At 53.2% G+C, this 19101-nt stretch carries 20 protein-coding genes and 2 pseudogenes; all 22 read right to left on the bottom strand.

The features are described from left to right. Window positions 1-238 precede the first annotated feature (238 nt). Entirely contained in the window at window positions 239-1351 is a 1113-nt protein-coding gene (locus ACP4CD_RS21970; protein ID WP_426992633.1) for an ABC transporter permease, read from the bottom strand. Between the two features lie 3 nt (window positions 1352-1354). After that, on the bottom strand, window positions 1355-1939 hold the full coding sequence (locus ACP4CD_RS21965) for an ABC transporter permease (protein WP_426992631.1): 585 nt from the start codon (window positions 1937-1939) through the stop codon (window positions 1355-1357). Further along, window positions 1927-2475: an ABC transporter permease gene (locus ACP4CD_RS21960; protein WP_426992629.1), complete on the bottom strand. Its 549-nt coding sequence runs from the start codon at window positions 2473-2475 to the stop codon at window positions 1927-1929. The genes ACP4CD_RS21965 and ACP4CD_RS21960 overlap by 13 nt, the downstream gene beginning before the upstream one ends. Next, entirely contained in the window at window positions 2472-4223 is a 1752-nt protein-coding gene (locus ACP4CD_RS21955; RefSeq protein WP_281021245.1) for an ATP-binding cassette domain-containing protein, read from the bottom strand. Before ACP4CD_RS21955 ends, ACP4CD_RS21960 begins: the two co-directional genes overlap by 4 nt. Further along, window positions 4220-5245 carry an HlyD family efflux transporter periplasmic adaptor subunit gene (locus ACP4CD_RS21950; RefSeq protein WP_064026699.1) on the bottom strand — a complete coding sequence of 342 codons (1026 nt, stop codon included), beginning with the start codon at window positions 5243-5245 and terminating at the stop codon, window positions 4220-4222. Before ACP4CD_RS21950 ends, ACP4CD_RS21955 begins: the two co-directional genes overlap by 4 nt. Window positions 5246-6082: 837 nt before the next feature. Beyond that, window positions 6083-6784, bottom strand: a complete 702-nt coding sequence (locus ACP4CD_RS21945) for a hypothetical protein (RefSeq protein ID WP_426992628.1) — start codon at window positions 6782-6784, stop codon at window positions 6083-6085. Window positions 6785-6814: 30 nt separating this feature from the next. Continuing rightward, window positions 6815-7078, bottom strand: coding sequence for a hypothetical protein (locus tag ACP4CD_RS21940; protein WP_426992627.1), 264 nt, complete (start codon window positions 7076-7078; stop codon window positions 6815-6817). Between the two features lie 256 nt (window positions 7079-7334). Beyond that, window positions 7335-7886 carry a hypothetical protein gene (locus tag ACP4CD_RS21935; protein ID WP_426992626.1) on the bottom strand — a complete coding sequence of 184 codons (552 nt, stop codon included), beginning with the start codon at window positions 7884-7886 and terminating at the stop codon, window positions 7335-7337. A gap of 256 nt (window positions 7887-8142) precedes the next feature. Next, window positions 8143-9087, bottom strand: coding sequence for a hypothetical protein (locus tag ACP4CD_RS21930; protein WP_426992624.1), 945 nt, complete (start codon window positions 9085-9087; stop codon window positions 8143-8145). Between the two features lie 603 nt (window positions 9088-9690). Then, window positions 9691-10269 (bottom strand): hypothetical protein, encoded by a 579-nt coding sequence (locus tag ACP4CD_RS21925; protein WP_426992623.1) that lies wholly within the window; start codon window positions 10267-10269, stop codon window positions 9691-9693. A gap of 257 nt (window positions 10270-10526) precedes the next feature. Beyond that, the gene (locus ACP4CD_RS21920) at window positions 10527-11198 is read right to left on the bottom strand and encodes a hypothetical protein (RefSeq protein WP_426992621.1); all 672 of its coding nucleotides are present in this window, start codon (window positions 11196-11198) and stop codon (window positions 10527-10529) included. Between the two features lie 50 nt (window positions 11199-11248). Further along, a complete protein-coding gene (locus ACP4CD_RS21915; protein ID WP_426992620.1) occupies window positions 11249-12220 on the bottom strand; it encodes a hypothetical protein in 972 nt (323 codons plus the stop codon). Then, window positions 12151-12630 carry a hypothetical protein gene (locus ACP4CD_RS21910; RefSeq protein ID WP_426992619.1) on the bottom strand — a complete coding sequence of 160 codons (480 nt, stop codon included), beginning with the start codon at window positions 12628-12630 and terminating at the stop codon, window positions 12151-12153. The genes ACP4CD_RS21915 and ACP4CD_RS21910 overlap by 70 nt, the downstream gene beginning before the upstream one ends. Beyond that, entirely contained in the window at window positions 12627-12848 is a 222-nt protein-coding gene (locus ACP4CD_RS21905) for a transposase domain-containing protein (RefSeq protein ID WP_426994721.1), read from the bottom strand. The genes ACP4CD_RS21910 and ACP4CD_RS21905 overlap by 4 nt, the downstream gene beginning before the upstream one ends. A 9-nt stretch (window positions 12849-12857) precedes the next feature. After that, window positions 12858-13457, bottom strand: a pseudogene (locus ACP4CD_RS21900) (IS66 family transposase); the annotation flags it as partial. Window positions 13458-13498: 41 nt separating this feature from the next. Beyond that, a pseudogene (locus tag ACP4CD_RS21895) lies at window positions 13499-14233 on the bottom strand (IS66 family transposase); the annotation flags it as partial. Window positions 14234-14321: 88 nt separating this feature from the next. Continuing rightward, window positions 14322-14681, bottom strand: coding sequence for an IS66 family insertion sequence element accessory protein TnpB (gene tnpB / locus ACP4CD_RS21890; protein ID WP_426992618.1), 360 nt, complete (start codon window positions 14679-14681; stop codon window positions 14322-14324). Further along, window positions 14678-15028: an IS66 family insertion sequence element accessory protein TnpA gene (tnpA, locus tag ACP4CD_RS21885; RefSeq protein WP_426992616.1), complete on the bottom strand. Its 351-nt coding sequence runs from the start codon at window positions 15026-15028 to the stop codon at window positions 14678-14680. Before tnpA ends, tnpB begins: the two co-directional genes overlap by 4 nt. Before the next feature lie 82 nt (window positions 15029-15110). Next, window positions 15111-16277 carry a UDP-N-acetylglucosamine 2-epimerase gene (gene neuC, locus ACP4CD_RS21880; protein WP_426992614.1) on the bottom strand — a complete coding sequence of 389 codons (1167 nt, stop codon included), beginning with the start codon at window positions 16275-16277 and terminating at the stop codon, window positions 15111-15113. Continuing rightward, entirely contained in the window at window positions 16277-17416 is a 1140-nt protein-coding gene (locus ACP4CD_RS21875) for a LegC family aminotransferase (protein WP_426992612.1), read from the bottom strand. Before ACP4CD_RS21875 ends, neuC begins: the two co-directional genes overlap by 1 nt. Beyond that, a complete protein-coding gene (locus ACP4CD_RS21870; RefSeq protein WP_426992611.1) occupies window positions 17409-18389 on the bottom strand; it encodes an NAD-dependent 4,6-dehydratase LegB in 981 nt (326 codons plus the stop codon). Before ACP4CD_RS21870 ends, ACP4CD_RS21875 begins: the two co-directional genes overlap by 8 nt. Then, window positions 18386-19087 (bottom strand): cytidylyltransferase domain-containing protein, encoded by a 702-nt coding sequence (locus ACP4CD_RS21865; protein ID WP_426992610.1) that lies wholly within the window; start codon window positions 19085-19087, stop codon window positions 18386-18388. Before ACP4CD_RS21865 ends, ACP4CD_RS21870 begins: the two co-directional genes overlap by 4 nt. Window positions 19088-19101: the final 14 nt, after the last annotated feature.

Genomic DNA, 19101 nt, shown 5'->3' with positions numbered 1-19101 from the left:
CGAGATTTCGCATAACAAAGGGTTCAACCTGACTCAGGCAATTCGGCCATCTCAGGCTAAACCAATGTTGAATGTCAGCTCTTTCGCCGCCTGCCGACATTTAGCGCAAACCTTCGAACGTCAACAAGGGGTCGACTGCGCCAGCGCGGCTACGAACATGCCCCTGGGTCAGGCAGCAAGAACTTCCCCGGTATTGCCTTCAATTTCCGCATCCGGTTTGAGCCACCCGGTCCGCCGTTCAATACATCCGCTTACGAAACAACCAACCGGCACACGTTAGCGAGGCCAAGCCGATCAAGGCCATCGGCCAGTATTGATGCAGAAGCGCCGGGCTGTCCAGGCCTTGCAGGAATACCCCGCGGACGATGACCAGAAAGTAGCGTAGCGGATTGAGCAAGGTCAGGGTTTGCACGGCTTCCGGCATGTTGGCGATCGGCGTGGCATAGCCGGACAGGATCACCGCCGGTACGATGACTAGAAAGCCGCCCAGCAAGCCTTGCTGCTGAGTCGTCGATAGCGAGGAAATCATCAGGCCGACCCCGACGATCGCAAACACGTAGAACACGATGCCGATATACAAGGCCGTCAAACTGCCCAGCAGCGGCACCCGGAACCACAGCACCACCATGACAATGCTGAAGGTGGCTTCGAACACGCCGATCAGGAAGCCCGGCACGGCCTTGCCGATCACGATTTCCCTCGGCGTCAGCGGCGTCACCAATAACTGGTCGAAGGTCCCCTGCTCGCGCTCGCGCGCCACCGACAGCGAAGTCACCAACATCGTTACCACCAAGGTCAGCAAACCAACGATGCCCGGCACGATAAACCAACGGCTTTCCAGGTTGGGATTGAACCAGGCTCGGGTCCGCAATTCCGCGGCCGGCAGCGGCAAACCGTGGTCCCTGGCCCAGGCGAGGTTGAAATCGGCGATCACCGTTTGCGCGTAGCCTTGGGCGATTTGGGCGGTATTCGAATCACGGCCGTCCAGCAGGATTTGCACGTCGGCCGGTTGGCGGCCGCTCAGCAGGTCGCGGCTGAAATGCCGACCGATATGCAACACCAGCAATACTTGCTTGGTATCCAGCACTTCGGCGACTTCGGCCTCGCGCCGCAAGCGCCGCGCCTCCCGAAACGCCGGCGCGCCGCCGAAGCGAGCGATCAACTCGCGCGAGGCGATGCCGGCGTCTTCGTTGTACACCGCGATCGGCACTTGGTTGAGATCGTAAGTGGCGGCGTAGCCGAACACGAACAATTGCACGATGGGCGGCGCGATCAGCACGAAACGACTTTTCTTGTCCTTGACCAGATCGAGGAACTCCTTGACCAGCATTGCGTAAATCCGCCAAAACATCGTTCACTCCAAGCGGCGCGGCGCCCGCCACCAAGCCAGCGCCATGAACAGTGCCGCCATCAAGGCCAGCGCCAGCGCGTTGGGGACGACGACTTCCCAGACGTTGCCGGCCAGAAACACCGTCTGCAAGATCGCGACGAAATAGCGGGCGGCGATCAAATACGTCGCCCACTGGACGACGGTCGGCATACTGTCGATGTTAAAGATGAAGCCTGACAACAAAAACGCCGGCAAAAAGGTGATGATGATGGCGATCTGGCCGGCGACAAACTGGTTTTTCGCGGCAATCGAAATCACCAAGCCCATGCCCAAGGCCGCCAGCAGGAACAACGAGCCGCACACCAGCAACACCCACAACGAACCGATCAGCGGCACTTCGAACAGCCACACCGCCATCGCGATCGAAAGCAGCATGCCGCCCATGCCTAGCAAATAATACGGTATCAGTTTGCCGAGCAAAACCTGGCGAACGCTGACCGGCGTGGCGATCAAGGCCTCCATCGTGCCGCGCTCCCATTCCCGCGCCACCACCAGCGCGGTCAGCAAGGCCCCGATCAAGGTCATGATCACCGCGATCAAGCCTGGCACCAAAAATTCCGGCTGCGTAGCGCGCTGTTGTACCAAACCCGATTCCGTAATTGCACCGGCCGTACCGCCCGCAAGCCGCGGCTTTCGGCGCGCGCGTTCAGCCAGCGGTCCCAAACGCCGAGCACGTAACCGCTGACCAGCCGGGCGGTATTGGCATCGACGCCGTCCAGAATCAATTGTATCGGCGCCGGTTCGGTACCGTGCAAGCGCCGGTCGAAGTCGTCCTGCAAGTTGACGATGGCATTGATTTCGCCTGCCTGCAACGCAGCGGCGGCGGCCGGCATATCCGGAAAATAACGACTGCGAAAATACTCGGACTGCTCGAATCCGGTGGTCAGCGCGGCGGTCTCGGCGCTTGGGGCCACCACCACCAAGCCGATCGGCACCCGCTTGGCGTCCAGCGACACGCCGTAGCCGAACAACAGCAGCAAGAACACCGGCATCACGAAGGCGATCGCCAGGCTACTGGGATCGCGCCAGACCTGCAGGAACTCCTTGCGGATCAAACCGATCAGCCGTTGCCGGGTCGCCGTCATGCTGCCCCTCCACCGCCGGCCGCTTCCACCAAGCGTATAAACGCTTCTTCCATATTCGAGGCCGCTTCGCTTCCGCCGGCGCGGACGATTTGCGCCGGCGTGCCGGCCGCCAGAATGTCGCCCTCGCGCATGATCAGTAGGCGGTCGCAATATTCCGCCTCTTCCATGAAATGAGTGGTCACCAGCACCGTCACGCCGCCGGCAGCCAGTTGGTTGATACGCGCCCAAAATTCGCGGCGGGCCAACGGATCGATACCGGAAGTCGGCTCGTCGAGAAACAGGATTTCCGGCTCGTGCATCAGCGCGCAAGCCAGCGCTAGACGCTGCTTGTAGCCCAGCGCCAAATCGCGGCTGTCGGTATCGGCGAACTCGGTCAAGCCGAACTCGCCGAGCGCCCAAGCGATGCGTTCCCGGCGCGCGCCGCCGCGCAAGCCGTAGGCGTGACTGAAAAAATCCAGGTTTTGCCGTACCGACAATTGCCCGTACAACGAGAATTTCTGCGACATATAACCCAAACGGCCCCTGGCCTGGGCCGCCGCCCGCCGCAAATCCACGCCGGCCACTTTCAGGCTGCCGTTGCTGGCCGGCAGCAAGCCGCACAACATTCGAAACGTGGTGGTCTTGCCGGCGCCGTTGGCGCCCAGCAAACCGAAAATTTCGCCGCGTCCGACCTGAAAGGAAAGTTTTTTGACGGCCTGAAAATCGCCGAACCAGCGATCCACCGCCTCGACCTCGATGACCGGCGCGGCGGTTGGGCCGGTAACAGCCAGCGGGCAGACGTTCTCGACGACGCCGTGGCCGCCGTCGCGCTCGGTCAATAGCCAAATGAAGGCATCTTCCAAGCGCGCCGGCACCGACCGCGCCGTCACGCAGTCGCTTGCCGTAAACCAGCCGGCCCAGTCCGGCGCGGCACCCGGCGCCATGACCGCCCGGACCGCATCGCCCTGCACTACCGCGTCGATGACGCCATGCTGGCCCACGATGCGTTGACGCAGTTGCCGACTAGACAACACCGCGCTAGTTAGACGATAGCCGCACCCCCGCACCAATTCGTGCAGCGCGGCCGGCGCGCCCTGTCTGAGTATTCCACCATGATCCAGCACGATAACATGTTGGCAGCGCTCGGCTTCGTCCATGTAGGCGGTGCTGAGCAGGACCGTGGTACCGTGGTCGCTGACCAGCGCGTCGATGATATGCCACAGTTCGCGGCGGGACAGCGGATCGACGCCGACCGACGGTTCGTCGAGCAACAGCAAACGCGGCCGGTTCAGCAAGGTGCAAGCCAAACCCAGTTTTTGTTTCATGCCGCCGGACAAGCGTCCGGCCAAGCGGCTTTCGAATTTGCCTAGCCCGGTCATCGCCAGCAATTCGGCAAAGCGCTCGGGTCGGTCGGCCTGGGCGATACCGTGCAGATCGGCATACAGCGTCAGGTTCTCGCGCAGACTCAGATCTTCGTACAAACCGAAACGCTGCGGCATGTAACCGGTGGTGGCGTGCAACAGCGGCCCGGCCGTCGCGGTGTCGTTACCAAAGCTTTCGACGCTGCCGGCTTCCGGCAGCAACAAACCGGCGGCCAGACGCAACAAGGTGGTCTTGCCGGCGCCGTCCGGCCCGACCAGCGCGGTGATGCCGCCGCCGGGCAATTCGAAATCGATCCGGCGCAAGGCCGCCACTTCGCGGCCGCCGGCCCGGAACGATTTATCGACGCCTTGGAACCGCAGCGCCGGGGCGTTCGTCGGCGAGATCACGGCCGCTCGGCGCAGCCCGGCTGTCCGGCCGGCGGAGCGTCGACATCGATCTCGACGCTGACGGGCATGCCCAAGCGCAGTTGATCTTGGGCATTGCAGACGTAAACCCGCACTTGGTAAACCAGACTGGTCCGCAACTCGCTAGTCTCGACCGACTTGGGCGTGAATTCGGCGGTCGGCGAGATATATCCGACCCAACCGGCGTAATGCCGGTCGGGAAAACTGTCGCTGACGATGCGGGCCGGCAGGCCGTGGCGCAATTTACCGAGATCGGTCTCGGCCGCGTAAGCTCTGGCCCACAGCGGCTCGGTCAGGGCCAGCGTCAGCACCGGCGTCTGGGCGTTGGCCATGTCGCCGGGTTCGAGAATCCGGTTTTGCACAACGGCGTCGGCCGGCGCGTAGAGATGAGCGTCTTCCCAGGATTTCTTGGCCAACAGCAATTCGGCTTCGTCGACTCGAAGTTGAGCTTGGGCGGCTTGAATGTCCTCGCGGCGCGGGCCGATCGCGGTCAACTGGTATTGTTCCTTCAGGGCTTGCAAGGTCTCGCGGGCACCGTCGTAGGCGGCCTTGGCTTGATCGACCGACTCCACCGAGGTCAATTTGCGTTCCGCCAAATTGCGCATGCGCTCCAATTCCTTCTTGGCCAATACCAATGCCGCTTCGGCGCCCTTGACGTCATTGCCGGCCTTACCGATTTCCTGCGGCCGCGAGCCGTTCAAGGCCTTATCGACCACGTGGCGCTGGACCTCGACTCGGGCTTGCGCCGCATCCCAGGCATACTGGAAACGTTCCAGGGTCTGCACCGCCAACAATTGGCCGCGCTTGACTCGCTCGCCCTCTTGCACCTGAATTTGCGCGACATGTTCGGAATCGTGGAAGCTGAGTTCGACTTGGCGAATATCGATATTGCCGTAAAGCTTGAGCTGGGTGGGCGGCGATTCGGAATGCCGCCAATGAAACCCTGCGGCGGCGATACCGGCCGCCGCGAGAGTGGCGAACGCCGCGATGCGTAGACTGGACATGGTGTCCTTCCCGGTCTGGTTAAATCCGTCCTGGGACGATTGAAGGCGGCCCCTTCCCGATGCCGCCGCCGTCGGCCCCAGCCGACGACGGTCTCAGTATACTGAACGGACTCGCCGCCCGCCAATGACTTACCTCCCCCAACGCACCGACGCCGAGGGGCCGGCCGAGGTGACTGTACGCTCGGCATCGACCATCCGCCATCCTTGCCAACTTGCACGGTTCGGTTGAGAATATTGACGACGCAGTTTTGATCCAAGCCGTTGGCAATCGCTGGCCTTTACCCTACCATTCCCAGCAGTAACGCCAATAAACAAAACAATTTTGCCGTCGGTACGTTCATCGTCTTGATCGCCCGAACCCTAAGCCGCTGATCTATTTTTTAATCGATTGATGATGTCTGCAAAGGCCTCGCGGTAAAACGCCACGAGTACCGAATGCCACACGCCCAAACCAGTACCGAATTTGTCGAAGCAAGCGCCGCCGGCAAAATCTACGTTTGCTTTTTGTGTCCGCCTAATTTGATTTCGACCATTTATTACAATCGTCATATAAATGCAGATTATATTTGGTGTCGGCGCAAACCAAAATCATCGTCGGATTCGGGTAATGTCCGTATCGAATGCAAATGGTCTGACAAAATTACCACCTGATAAGCACCTTGCAAAAGTTCACATCTATTATGTTTATTACCAATTCATGCGCTCCTAGAGATGTCAATCGCGCTCACTGACTTATTCCTAAGCACTTATCCGTCGTTTTCCGCTAAAAAAATCAGTTATTTCCGATGCCATGCATCGCGGAAACATGGAGGCGAGCGTAACGATGCGAAACTCATTCTATCGACCTTCAAAAGCCCAATGAATATCCGCTATAAAATCCTCCTTAGCTAAAACGTGACCTGTGTCGATTGTCTGATCGAGAATTCTAGCCTTTATTAGCTCGTCGTTAACTCTATAGTAGACATATGAATCGTTTACCCAGAGAACTTCACTATCCCCTTGACTAGTAATTATTTTATATTCTTTGCCTGTATTGATATTGTGCAACATTAAAATTCCCGAGAAAAAAACATTAGCGCTATCAAATCGCCAATCGATCGGCGTGCCGGTTTCTGCCATATGTTTTCTTCTTCTATCAGATCCAGGACTTTGTGTTTTCCTAGCTATATCTGCCACATAGCCCACAAGCCACTCATTCAAACCTCGCACCTCTGTTCTCCCTCCCGGAAAACCAATAATCTTCCATTTAGAGGAACGTTTGTTGAAAACATAGTAAGTACTTTTCCCCAGCTCTTCAGCGGTACTTCTTTGCTTATTGTCTCTTGAACTTAATACCAGCATATTATTTGAATTAACATAAGCAACAACATTATCGCCTTGACTAAAAATAATATTTTCCGGAAGCCTCCAATTGGTAGTCAATTTTTCACGACCCACCCAAATTGACAATTTAGAATCAGAACCAACTTTAATATAAAAATCACCAGAAATAATCCCACCAGGAATGCCACCAGCCTTTATTTCGACTACGTCATTCAACTTATAATCAATCTGCTTGCCATCAACCCCTCATGACATTGTTATATCGGAATTACTCTTACCAAGAAAATAAGTATAAGCCAACTGTTTATTAGGCAAATTGACCAAATGGGCTTCTAATACCGAACATGCCGGACACTTGTCAAAAACACCAGTTTTGATAGATTTTTCCTTCATTGGGTCATCCATTTCAAGAATGTTAACTGTATCCGGCTTAACAGGAGGCGAGCCAATTACAATCAATCTTTCATCGTAATAAACTTTCAGAAATTCCGCACCAAGCTGCTTAGACACGACTTCACGGCACAAATTCAGCGCCTGCTCATTGTTATCATACGAATATAATCGCGTTGGAAACGTCCCTTCACTCAAAGGCGTGGGTGTTGAACTAATAAAAAAATATCCTTATTAATCTCCGTTGCAAATAAATGCGCATCTGTAAACAACAGCGACAACAATATAAATATGTGATTTATCTTCATCTAAATTCCATATGGCACTCAGCAACGGGGATCAGAGAAAAGTTAAATACAATGTTACTCTAGCCCTATTATTCATTATTGGCTATCCGACCAGGATTCCAAAATTTAAGTGCATCAAGCAATGCATCAACTTGACACTCAGCACTACCAGATAATTTATTTATTAGGTTTGATAACTTCACCCACTGAGAAATAAACGATAGTAGAAACAACTCTTCATGGATAACGCAAAATTTATAACGGAATAGGCAAGCCGCACTTAATCTATCTCTATGCGAATAGAGGAAAGATAAATTCTTTTCTTTTATAGACGAATATGCGGACTCGAAAATAAAATCGCTTGAATACTCCTTTGCTAACTTAAAAGCATTTGCCCTAGAATATTTTTCGCTATAAAAAATAGTTTCTTCATTTGCGTATAACACATCCGGCCTAGTAATTACGTATTGCACCATGTTGCCTGCTATTAGAGTTAACTCCTCATTCCCTGGCAATCCGTATATCTCTTGACATGAATACCAAGTCGAGTTTTCCAGGACAGAAACAAATGCATTTTGCATCAAGTCAATACGATCTTTTGAGGCACCGTCTAAACAAAATAGTTTATTTAAAATATCCATTAATCCAGCCAAAATAAATTATTAAGGGACGCAATTTTTTGCTACTGAAGTTGAGCAACGTGCGGCAGCATTTCGTTTGCTAGAAAAGGCCGCAAGGCGTAATCTTACGGCGTCGAGAGGCGAAACCGTATTGCGCCGCATGTTGACTTTTAATCATTCGGCGCATTACGCTATTGCCAATGCGCCCTATGCGAGCTATAGCCCCTACTCATATTCGGGTTAACTATCCTACATACACCCATCATACCCAGATCAGTTACAGCCGTAGATCGCTAAGACTAATGATTTTATGCAAAATAAATTTACCTCCTTCAATAACAGCTTTCGAATTATTTTGAACGACAAAAAGACCATTTTCGTTTTTAAATAAAAAAATCTTAGTCGAAAGGTTAAATATCATTCCTTTCTCTGCAAAGTCCTTTTCAATTAACTTTCGACCTCTGCCATCTAATATATCAAGCCTCATGCCATTTTCCGGCAATCCATAAACGACAACAATTCGATCATTATAAAAACTTACACCCCCTGCCATATCAGCTACTTTATTGTCTTTTATCGAAAAGACAACGTTCTCCCATTTCTCCTTAAAATTAGAATCGAACAAACTGACAACTCTGTTTAATGAACCAGACTTGAAATTCTCATACGCAATTACAACATCACCAGCTTGATTTAATTCAAAACTCGCATTGCGTCCTTCAACGAATTTGCTTTTAATTATTTCGCCATCCGACGACAACCAACCAAACCAGATTGAATCTTTACCTTGCGAGCTAAAACCAGAACCAAGCAAAACTATTTTTCCGTCTTTTGCAAACAATCCATTATGAACATCAATATTGGACTCATAATAACGCTCCCATTCAATGGCTCCGTCCAAGCCTGTTTTCAGCGCCGCACCTTTACCCTCGGAACTTCCAATCAACAAATAGCCTTTATTCAGGACTAACAGCCTCTGAAATACTGGCATATGAAACAATTTAAACAAATCAAGCCTAATAACAGGAAATCCATCCCGAATAATTAAATAACCAGAACTTTTTTTAATTAAATAAATAGAAACATGACCATCTTCAATCACAGACTCTACACTGAAATCCTGAGTTTCATTATTTAGATACTTGCCCTTAATATCACTATAGATTGAGTCTGACTCAATAACGCCAGAAGCATTAACTCTCCATATTTTTTTACCTATCAATTTCGAACTGTTTCTTTCGTTTTCATCTAACGTAATCCATAATTTCTGCTTATCTGGAGCAAAAAAACATTACGAACAATATAATCATTCCTCAAATCAGAAAACTCTTTAATATTTGAAACCGTTAAAATTTCAGCATTTACTAACTGTGGAAAAATAATAAAAACCAGAAATCGGAAAAATATTTTCATGACTAATACTTTCATTTGCAACTCAGTAAGTCTTTATCATCATTATCTTTTGGCGAAGGTTTACCACCTATACAACCAGTCGTGTAGGATGGGTAGAGCGGAGCGAAACCCATCACGAGAACATCAAACCCACCGAAACCCAATGTCAAAATCGACATCTGACCAAAACACGTATTTAAGTTAAACAAATGATTTCGGCCTTATCTGATGGATTTCAGCTATAGTCTCTACCCATCTACGGGGTACGGCTTTAACTTAATCCGACCACACCCAATATATTTTCATATTTCTGGCGGAAGTCGTCAGGCGTTCCGCCATGTCGGAGCCAGCTACTTACCCGAAACAGACGAGTACAGTTGAAGCCAACATTCGGCGGCTCATCCCATGGAGTACTCGCCTTACGGGTTACGGGTTACGGGTTAACCATCTGCGGGCCATCGAAATCCATTTTATGGGCTTTGCCCCAAACACATGAACCATCTTTAAAATATGCTAAATAGGGTAAATTTAAATAATCAACAGCAACAACTAAGGACCCATCCTCATAGCGAAACATTTTAATATCCTTATTTATTTTCGGAACACCAATTTCAAACACTAGATCCTCAGCTTTTACAGCGGATTTTTCAGAACTACTTGAGAAATATACAATCATATGCTTTCCATCTTCTTTATACACGATATTACCCAACCATTTATGTGGCACTTTTATTATGGTAGGCATTTGTATAGGAACAATTGGCATATCCATATTTAATCCATCACCGAAAACGAGGCGAACTAATGGAGCTTTAGACTTACTGTCCACAGAGTAGCGGTAACTTAAGCTTGACGCTTTAACCACGCCTATACCAATAATACCACCCGATTCAATGCATTGAGTATCAACATTACTTCTAACAATTTCCTCTTTGGAAGACTCAGCGCTACAAACACGACAAAATCCTGAAAATAACAAATAACATATTAAAACAACATAAAAATAGCGCATCACATTATCTATCCAAGGCCGTAAGGCGTAATCGTAGGGCGTCAATAGGCGAAGCCGTATTGCGCCGCATGTTGGCTATTAATCATTCACACCGCATTACGCTATCGCTAATGCGACCTACGCGGGCTTGAAGCCAACATACGGCGACTCGCATCCGCCTTATGTGTTACGGTTATCAGTCCTAAGCAGGCTACAAGTCAGGAGAAAGAAATACATTCTCCATAACAAAATCCATCGACGAATTAAAAAACTCAGACTCACATTGCTTGCTCTCTACAGCGTACAAGAAATAAAAACCCGAAACTATTGTAATACCCCCCTTTGATTAGTTCATCAGGAAGTTTGTTACCATTTAAGAAACTCTTGATTTCAAACAACCATGAATACGTATCTCCAGGAGGCAGAAATATCTCTTTTAAAGGCCTTAAAACCCTATTATCAGTTGAATGCTTTACATGCGGTTTAGAAACCTCCCGACCATTAAGTAAATAGGTAATCATAAATGATTGACTTATATCCTCCCAGACACGAATCTTAATGGACTGAGCAAGGGTATTTTGAAAAAAATACTCTATTTTTTCAGCTCCTCCGCCAGATTTATTATGAACAATCATTGTCATTTCGACGTGCGACTTATCGGAATTATATTCAGCCTTATCAAAACAGTTAGAATCTCGAACTTCTAGCTTATTTATTCGCATCGCCTCATCACCCAAAACCTTACCCCCAAAAAAATCATAAGCAATGCCGACAAACAAATATTGACAACTAAAGCACTCAACTTTCTTTTCTCCATAATAAACGCTCTTGAATTTTATATTCCAATTCATTGCGATAGCGAAAATCAAATCCAACAGACTGCGGTTAAGCACCTTACAAAAGGTTAGCATGTATTTTCGGTGTTGCGCCCCTGGGTAGATAACAAGCATAAAATAGTTATAAACGTTATTAAAATACTCACCAAATACCAATAGAGTTATCAAGGACACCCAAGTGCCGTCCTTCTCGTATTTATTTTCGCTATCACAGGATCGACAACACCATGCTCTATGTCAATAAAGGGCTGCATCGGATTGTGCGCTGCCGTAGCGTTATTTGCCGCAACATCATCAGTGTGAAAAATAGTCATCGCATTAGAATAACTCGCTAACGCTTGAATTTTGACTTTTGCTTCCGCGGCATTTTTTGCATCTGTTAATGGTATCGAAAGAGCCTCTATGCTATTTTTCAGCTTTGTATACGCAGGATTTAAGTCATTTCTATATTGAATAATATGCAAATCTTCATGGGCTTGAACTGCAGAAAGCACATAATAACCACTATCTGCATTTTGATCCGCAACATCATTTAAACTCGTTTTCATCGCGTTTAATACCAAACAACTTGATGTAGACTGAATTATCGCTGATGTAACTCCGGCAACTCCAGGAAGTAAACGAACCCCTTGATGAACCTGTTGGTCCGCTTTTGTAATTCTCACTTTCCAGTCGACCCCTGCACAATAAGCGGTAACATCAAATATCGCATCATCTTCTTCCGTGACGCCCCATCCCTTCGGAGACAGGTCCATTTTGACCGGCAAATAATTTAGTGCAGCCAAACCACCTGGATCTGTGGTACTTGAAACATCGATAACATTGCCAGTCCCTTTTTCACAAAATTTACATTTTTCTGTAGGCTTGTCTGAGTCATCTGGTATTTGCTTAGATCCATTATCACAAACCAGTTTCTTACAGTCTCCTTTACTATCAGTGAGAGAAGTAGGTTTTTTACTATTATCCCAATAACAAGTGCAACTCGCATCGCAACTCTGACACTCCCCACAGTTATGAGTACACCCACTTCCTCCCGGTTGACTACCGCAATGCCACCCCGCCTTAATCACTCCCACGCCGTCGTTACTCTTGATGACCCTGCCGTCCTTTGTGACCGTCCCCAAACCGATCGCCACGAATTCTTCCAGGTCGTGGTCGTAGGAGTACATTTCCACTTGCGCGCCGGGTTTGTGGCCGTCGACGTTGGGAGGGTCAGCCGGGCCGGCGGGTCGAATTTGGCGCCGACCGGTTGGATCGTGACGATAAATTGCGGCTGCATGCCGTTCGGCGGTGCCATCGGGATTTTGCTGGCGTTGACCGGCGTGACCAAGAGCTTGCCGGTCGTCTTGCCGTCCGGGAAGGTGACCGAGCCGCGTTTGACTTCCAACGCGAAGCCGGGTAGGTCGGGCAGCGTCAGCGTGACGTCTTGGTCGCCGACGGTTTTGGCGTTGACGGTGTCGAGTTTGACCAGGTAGATCGGCGCGGACAGCGGGTTGTCGGCACCGGCGATCGTAAGCGATCCATAAACCCCATCTACCCCGCTCACTTCAATCCGTTAATATAGGCCGGATCGACAGCCCAAGGCAGCAGTTTCTCGATGTCTGCAAGCGTCTTAGCTTTGGGCGGTTCCGTAAAAATAGGCTGCAGATGGCGATAAGGCTCCAATCCGTTGAGTTTGGCGGTTTCGATCAGGCTGTAGAGGTTGGTGCTGGCCTTGGCGCCGCCCACGGTATCGGAAAAAATCCAGTTGTTGCGACCAATCACGAAAGGACGAATGGCGCGTTCCGTGGCGTTGTTGTCGATGTCCAGCCGCCCGTCTCACAGTAGACGGTGAGCGAGGCCCATTGCTTGCCCAAATAAGCCAAGGCTTTGGATCAGGCTGGTCGGGGCGACTTGAGTTAAGGATACATCGGCCCAGACCTTGATCTCGTTTAATAACGGCACAGCCTGTTCCTGGCGGATGCGGTATTTATCCGCCGCTGGCAGATGCTTGATCTGTGTCTCGATACGATAAAGCTTTTGGATGAAGCCTAAGGCTTTACTGGCCTTGCCGGCTTTGGGTTGACCTTTGCCGGTGGCTTTCAGCGCTTCATCGACGTAGCGCCGGGCATGCGCCCAGCAGCCGGCGTGGCGCAAACCATTTTTGGCTCACACGGCCGCATAGGCGGTGTAACCGTCGGTTTGAACGGTGCCGGAAAAGCCTTGCAGCAGTTGGTCGGCAACGGCTTGGCTGCGACTGGGCGCGTAGTTGAACAGTACCACCGGCTGGCCGGGCGGGCCACCGCGCCTGACCCAGAGGTAAGACTGACTTTCGGCCGCGCGGTCGGGCTCTTTGAGGACCTGCAGGGTCGGGGCAGAAAAATGCTCCTGCATTTTCTGCACTTCCCACATCCCTGTGGGTCGTCGTCCATCTGCAGCGCCGGATAATTCAGCAGATGTTCTTCGAACAAATTGATCAAGGGCTGAATCAACCCGCCGCTGCGGATCATCCAGGTCGCCAAGGTGGCGCGGTTCAATTCGACGCCGATCCGGGCAAACTGCTTGCTCTGCCGATTGAGCGGCAAGGCGTCGACGAATTTGCTGGCGGCGACATAGGCCAGAAGGCCGGGCGAGGCGTTGCTCTTGGGAACCGGCTGAAGCGGCAAGGGTGCGGTTTTGACGTATGCCTGACAACAAGGGCAAGCGTACTTCTTGCAAATATGGCGCAACACTTGCACCTTGGCCGGGATGATGTCCAGTCGTTCGGAAACCTCTTCGCCAATGACTTTTAAGGCATGGCCTTCGGCGCAGTAGCGTTGCTCTTCGAGCAAGTCGTGGACGATGTCGACGCGGGGCCGTTCGGCAGGTAAGGGTTTGCGGGGTCCCGTGGGCTCGGTCGCGGTCGTTGTTTCGGCGAGTTCTTCTACGGTCGCGGAATCGACGTCCTCGTTTTCGGCTTCGCCGCCTTCCTCGGCATAGGCTTCCGCTTCGTTGAACAGATCGGCTTGCTCGGCGCGGTATTTTTCGCTGTTGGCACCCAATCGCTTGTGCAGCAGCAGATTGATCTGCTCTTGCGAAACGGCGTTCTCGCCCAACACCGTGCTGTAATCCGATTTCAACTGCGCAAGTTCCGTGGCAAGATCGACGGCTAAACGGCGTAGCGCATCCATCTCGTCGGGCAGTTTCAGATCGGTTTCCATGGGGGCCTATTATACCGCATGGAAACCCAATAAGTCATTGAAGCGCAATGGAAAAACATCAAATCACCGACTTGAAATCCAGCGTCTTACGCAGCGTCATCCGGTTGATGTCATAGCCATCCAATAGCCAATTCAACTGCTGCGGCGTCAACGCCAGCGTACCGGAAGCATTCCCCTTGGGCCAACAAAATCGTTCCTGCTCCAAGCGTTTCTGCCACAAGCAAAAGCCGTTGCGCTCCCAATACAACAGTTTCACCACCGTCGCCGAGCGGTTGCGGAACACATACAAGCTCTTCGTAAACGGATTCAAGCCCAACTGCGCCCCCACCAGCACCGCCAAACTGGCCATACCCTTGCGGAAATCCATCGCCTGAGTACAGACATAGACCGACAGGCGATCATCCCGAGGCCGCATCATGAGGCTTGCCGAGCCAGTGCCTGTAACAGCGCGGCGCCCGTCGCTACATCTGCACCAACCTGGCAACGCAAATCGCCCGGCAAATCGAACGCTAACGTCAGCGGGCCAGACGCAAGCGGTTTTGCTTCAACCAATGCGACTGCTTGAAACAATGGTCGCTGTGGCCAAGCACCTGATGCCGCCCAAGCCGACAAACGCTGACTCATCGCGTAGAACGTGCTAATCGCCAAACCCTGTTGACGCGCGTAAGCCGCCATGCTCAAGCCTGAGTGCTGCTGTTTGAAATGTTCAAGCCATCGTCGCTGCGCGATGGTCAGCGTGGCTTCGGATAAGGGTGACTCTGTCATCGGCAATCTCCTTGTTTGATTGCCTGATCGTTTCGCGGATTTACACTACGGTTTCGATTTGTGGTTATTCAATCGCTTACGTTTATTCCCCAATATCATAAAACCGCTTCTTCAGCAAATCGCCAAGATCGCTGCGTTTGAGCAAGTCCTTGATCCGGGCCGACGCGCCGCCGGTGCCGTAGGGTTGGTGCAAATTCGCCAGGGTTTCGGCCAGTTCGCCGGACCAAACTTTTTCCAACGCGGCTTGGATCGCTTCGGCTTGCGGCGGGCAATGCAATACGCTGGCGGCGCACAGCCGGCCGCGTTGGCGGTCGCCGATGTTGACGGTCGGAATCTTGAAGGCCGGCGCTTCCAGAAGGCCGCTGGACGAGTTGCCGACCACCGCGTCGACGTGGCGCATCGCCGACAAATAGCGTAGCGAACCGAGCGAGACAAAGGCCGCGACCCGCTCCGGCCAGCGCGCCAGATAGTCTTCGATCAACCCGGCGATGACCCGGCCGCCGGCGTCGGCGTTGCTGTAGGTGAAAATGACGCGAACCGCCGGAAACGCATCCAAGGCTTGCAGCAGCTGTTGAAATTGTTCGGCGGCGGTTTCGGCTTCCAAGGTCGCCGGATGGAAAGTCGCCAACAGGTTACGTTCTGCTAATTTGAAGTCGATGGCTTGTTCTAGCCCGGCGCGATCCAGCAACGGCAGCCGAGCGATATTGTCCAAACCCGGCGCGCCGACGTTAAACACCCGCTGCGGCTGTTCGCCGAGTTGAATCACCCGTTGCCGGTAGACTTCGGCGGCGGTGAAATGCAGGTGCGACAGCTTGGTCAAGGCGTGGCGGATGGCGTCGTCAACCGCGCCCTCGCTGAGTTCGCCGCCGTGAATATGAGCGATCGGAATCCGCAGGTTCATCGCGGCCTGCGCGGCGGCGAAAATCTCGAAGCGATCGCCGAGCACGACCACGATGTCAGGGTTCAGCTCGCTGAACGCATCGGCAAAGCCAATCAAGCCCAGACCCATCGCCTTGCTGATGCCGGCCGGCGTGTCCGACGACAACAGCATTTCCACCTTGCGGGCGATGCTAAAACCGTCGGCTTCGATTTGCCGCCAAGTCAAGCCGAACTCCGGCGACAAATGCATGCCGGTCGCGACCAATTGCAATGTCAAATCCAGATCAGCCTGAATTTCTTTGAGCAACCAATACAGCAAGCCGTATTCGGCCCGCGAGCCGGTGACCACGCAAATATTACGCGCGGCCATCAGATCGTCACGCTGCTGGGCAAATTGACCAAGCGTTCCGCCAAGCGCCGCGATTGGCTCAAACCGTCGGTTTGGCAATGCCGATACATCGGCAAGTCGGGCATCAAGGTCCACAACGGCCGGGTCATCACGCCGTGGGCGTTGCTGACTTCCAGAAACGCGTCGCGTTGCGCGGCATCGTCCAGTAACAGCGCATTGAGCCAGTAATTGGAGCGGGCGCCGGCCGACTCTTGGACAATCTCGGCGCCATTGGCGCGCGCCCAATCCAGATAACGCCCGGCCAGCGCCCGCTTGCTGTCGACGAAGGCCGGCAATTGTTCCAGTTGCGCCAGACCCAACGCGGCATTCAGATTCGGCATCCGGTAGTTGTACCCGATTTGGTCGTGCTCGAACTTCCAGGCGTGCGCCAGTTTGGCGGTGGTGGTCAGATGCTTGGCCTGCCGGGCCAGATCGTCGTCGTCGGTCAAAATCATGCCACCGCCGCCGGTGGTGATGATTTTATTGCCGTTGAAGCTAAGCACACCGAGCCGGCCGAAGGTGCCGCAATGGCGCTCGCCGATGCGGCTGCCCAAGGCCTCCGCCGCGTCTTCCACCACGGGAATTCCGTAACCGTCGCAGACCTTCAGCAAGCCGGCCATGTCGCAAGGATGGCCGAAGACGTGCATCGGCAGGCAGGCGGCGATGCGCCGGCCGCTGGTTTTGTTGTAAACAACGCCGGCCCGCCGCTCGCAGCCGCATTCCAGAAACTCGGCCAGCGCGGCCGGCGCCAAGCCCAAGGTCGCGGCTTCGATATCGACGAACACCGGCTCGGCGCCGCAATAGGCGATCGCGTTGCAGGTGGCGACGAAGGTCGCGGCCTGGGTGACCACTTCGTCGCCCGGCCGGACGCCGGCCAGCAGCAAGGCGATATGCAGCGCGGCGGTGCCGTTGACGGTGGCGACCGCGTGTCTGGCGCCGCTGTACTCGGCGATCTTGCGCTCGAATTCGCCGACATACGGCCCGACGCTGGACACGAAAGTGCTGTCGATCACGTCGTTCAAATAGCGCTTTTCGTTGCCGCCGAAACGCGGCTCGTGCAGCGGGATGAAGGCGTCGGTTTGGTAAATCTCCCGCACCAAGCCGAGCAAACCTTCAAACATTGTAAATGTCCGTTTTGTACTTTTTCAGATTGTCGGCCTCTTTAAACCAAGCCACGGTCCGGCGCAAGCCTTCCTCCAAACCGACTTGCGGCGCGAAGCCGGTCAAGGTCTTGAGCTTGGCGTTGTCGCACCACAGCCGATTGACTTCCGACTTTTCCGGCCGCAAACGCTGTTCGTCCACCAGAAACTCGACATCGCTGGCCATGATGGTCTTAATTAACGCCAGGGTATCGCCGACCGAGATTTCGAAATTCGAGCCGATATTGACCGTCTCGCCGATGGTACTATCCGATTCGGCTAGTGCGATGAAGCCCCGGCAGGTGTCTTCGACATAATTGAAATCGCGAGTCGGCGAAACGTCGCCCAGCTGGATTTGCTTTTTGCCGGCGGCGATTTGGGTGATGATGGTCGGAATCACCGCCCTGGCCGATTGGCGGGGACCGTAAGTATTGAACGGCCGGGCGATGGTCAGCGGCAGATTGAAGGCGTTGAAAAAGCTCATCGCCATCGCGTCGGCTGCAATCTTGGAAGCGCTGTACGGCGATTGCGGTTGTAAGGGATGCTTTTCGTCGATGGGCACGTATCGTGCGGTGCCGTAAACCTCGCTGGTCGAGGTATGGATCACCCGGCGTACGCCGGCATCGCGGGCGGCCTGGCAGATGTTCAAGGTGCCGCGAATATTGGTATCGACATAGCTGTCCGGTGCCTGGTAGGAATACGGGATCGCGATCAACGCGGCCAAATGAAACACCGTGTCGATGTCCCGGCAAATGGCCCGGCAGAACGCCGGATCGCGCACGTCGCCGCACACCACTTCGATGTCGTTCTTGCACGCCGCGTCGTCGAGCCAGCCCCAACTGTTAAAGGAATTGTACTGGGCCAGCGCCCGCACCTCGCAGCCGCGCGCCGCCAGCATTTCGGTCAAATGCGAGCCGATGAAGCCGTCGGCGCCGGTCACTAGCACTTTGTTCATACCAAACCTTGTTTAATAAACGCCTCGGCGATGGCCCAGTCTTCCTCGGTATCGATGTCCAGGCTTTGCACCGCGTTCATGATTAACGGCCGGGTGTTGGGCGGATAAAAGGATAGCCGTGCCAGCAAATATTCGCTGAGGCATAGATACATCGCCCCGTTCGGGGTTAGCAATGGACGACTTTGTTGCCGGCTGGTCTGAGTCGGTTGCCGACTGTCCAACGGCACCAGATAGCCGTCGTCGGCGCGAAACAGCGTGGTCGGGTCGCGATGGATTTCCTTGCAACCCACGACCGCATCGACATCCGGCTCCGCCATCATCCGCGCGGCTTGCCGAAGTGCACCCGGCGAACGAAACGGCGAAGTCGGTTGCAGCCACATCAGGCGCTCGGGCAAATAACCGTATTGATCCCGAAACCATCCCAACGCATGTTGCGCGACTTGCAACGCCGACGCGCTATCGGTCGCGCAGGCCGCCGGCCGGATAAACGGCGTCGCCAAACCGTATTGCCGGCCGATCTCGGCATACTGCTCGGAATCGGTCGATAGAAGACTCAAGCAATCGGCCAAATCGGCCTCGGCGATGGCCCGAGCGGTCCAGGCCAACAGCGGCTTATCGCCCAGCCGCCGGATGTTTTTATCCGGCAAACCCTTGGAACCGGCGCGGGCCGGTACGACGATCAGCGTGGCGATCGACATTAGCCCGGCAACCC

Source organism: Methylomonas stagni (assembly GCF_050154735.1).
Taxonomy (GTDB): Bacteria; Pseudomonadota; Gammaproteobacteria; order Methylococcales; family Methylomonadaceae; genus Methylomonas; species Methylomonas koyamae_A.
The sequence above is the reverse complement of the archived record's forward strand: the minus strand, read 5'-3'. Positions and strand labels throughout refer to the sequence as shown.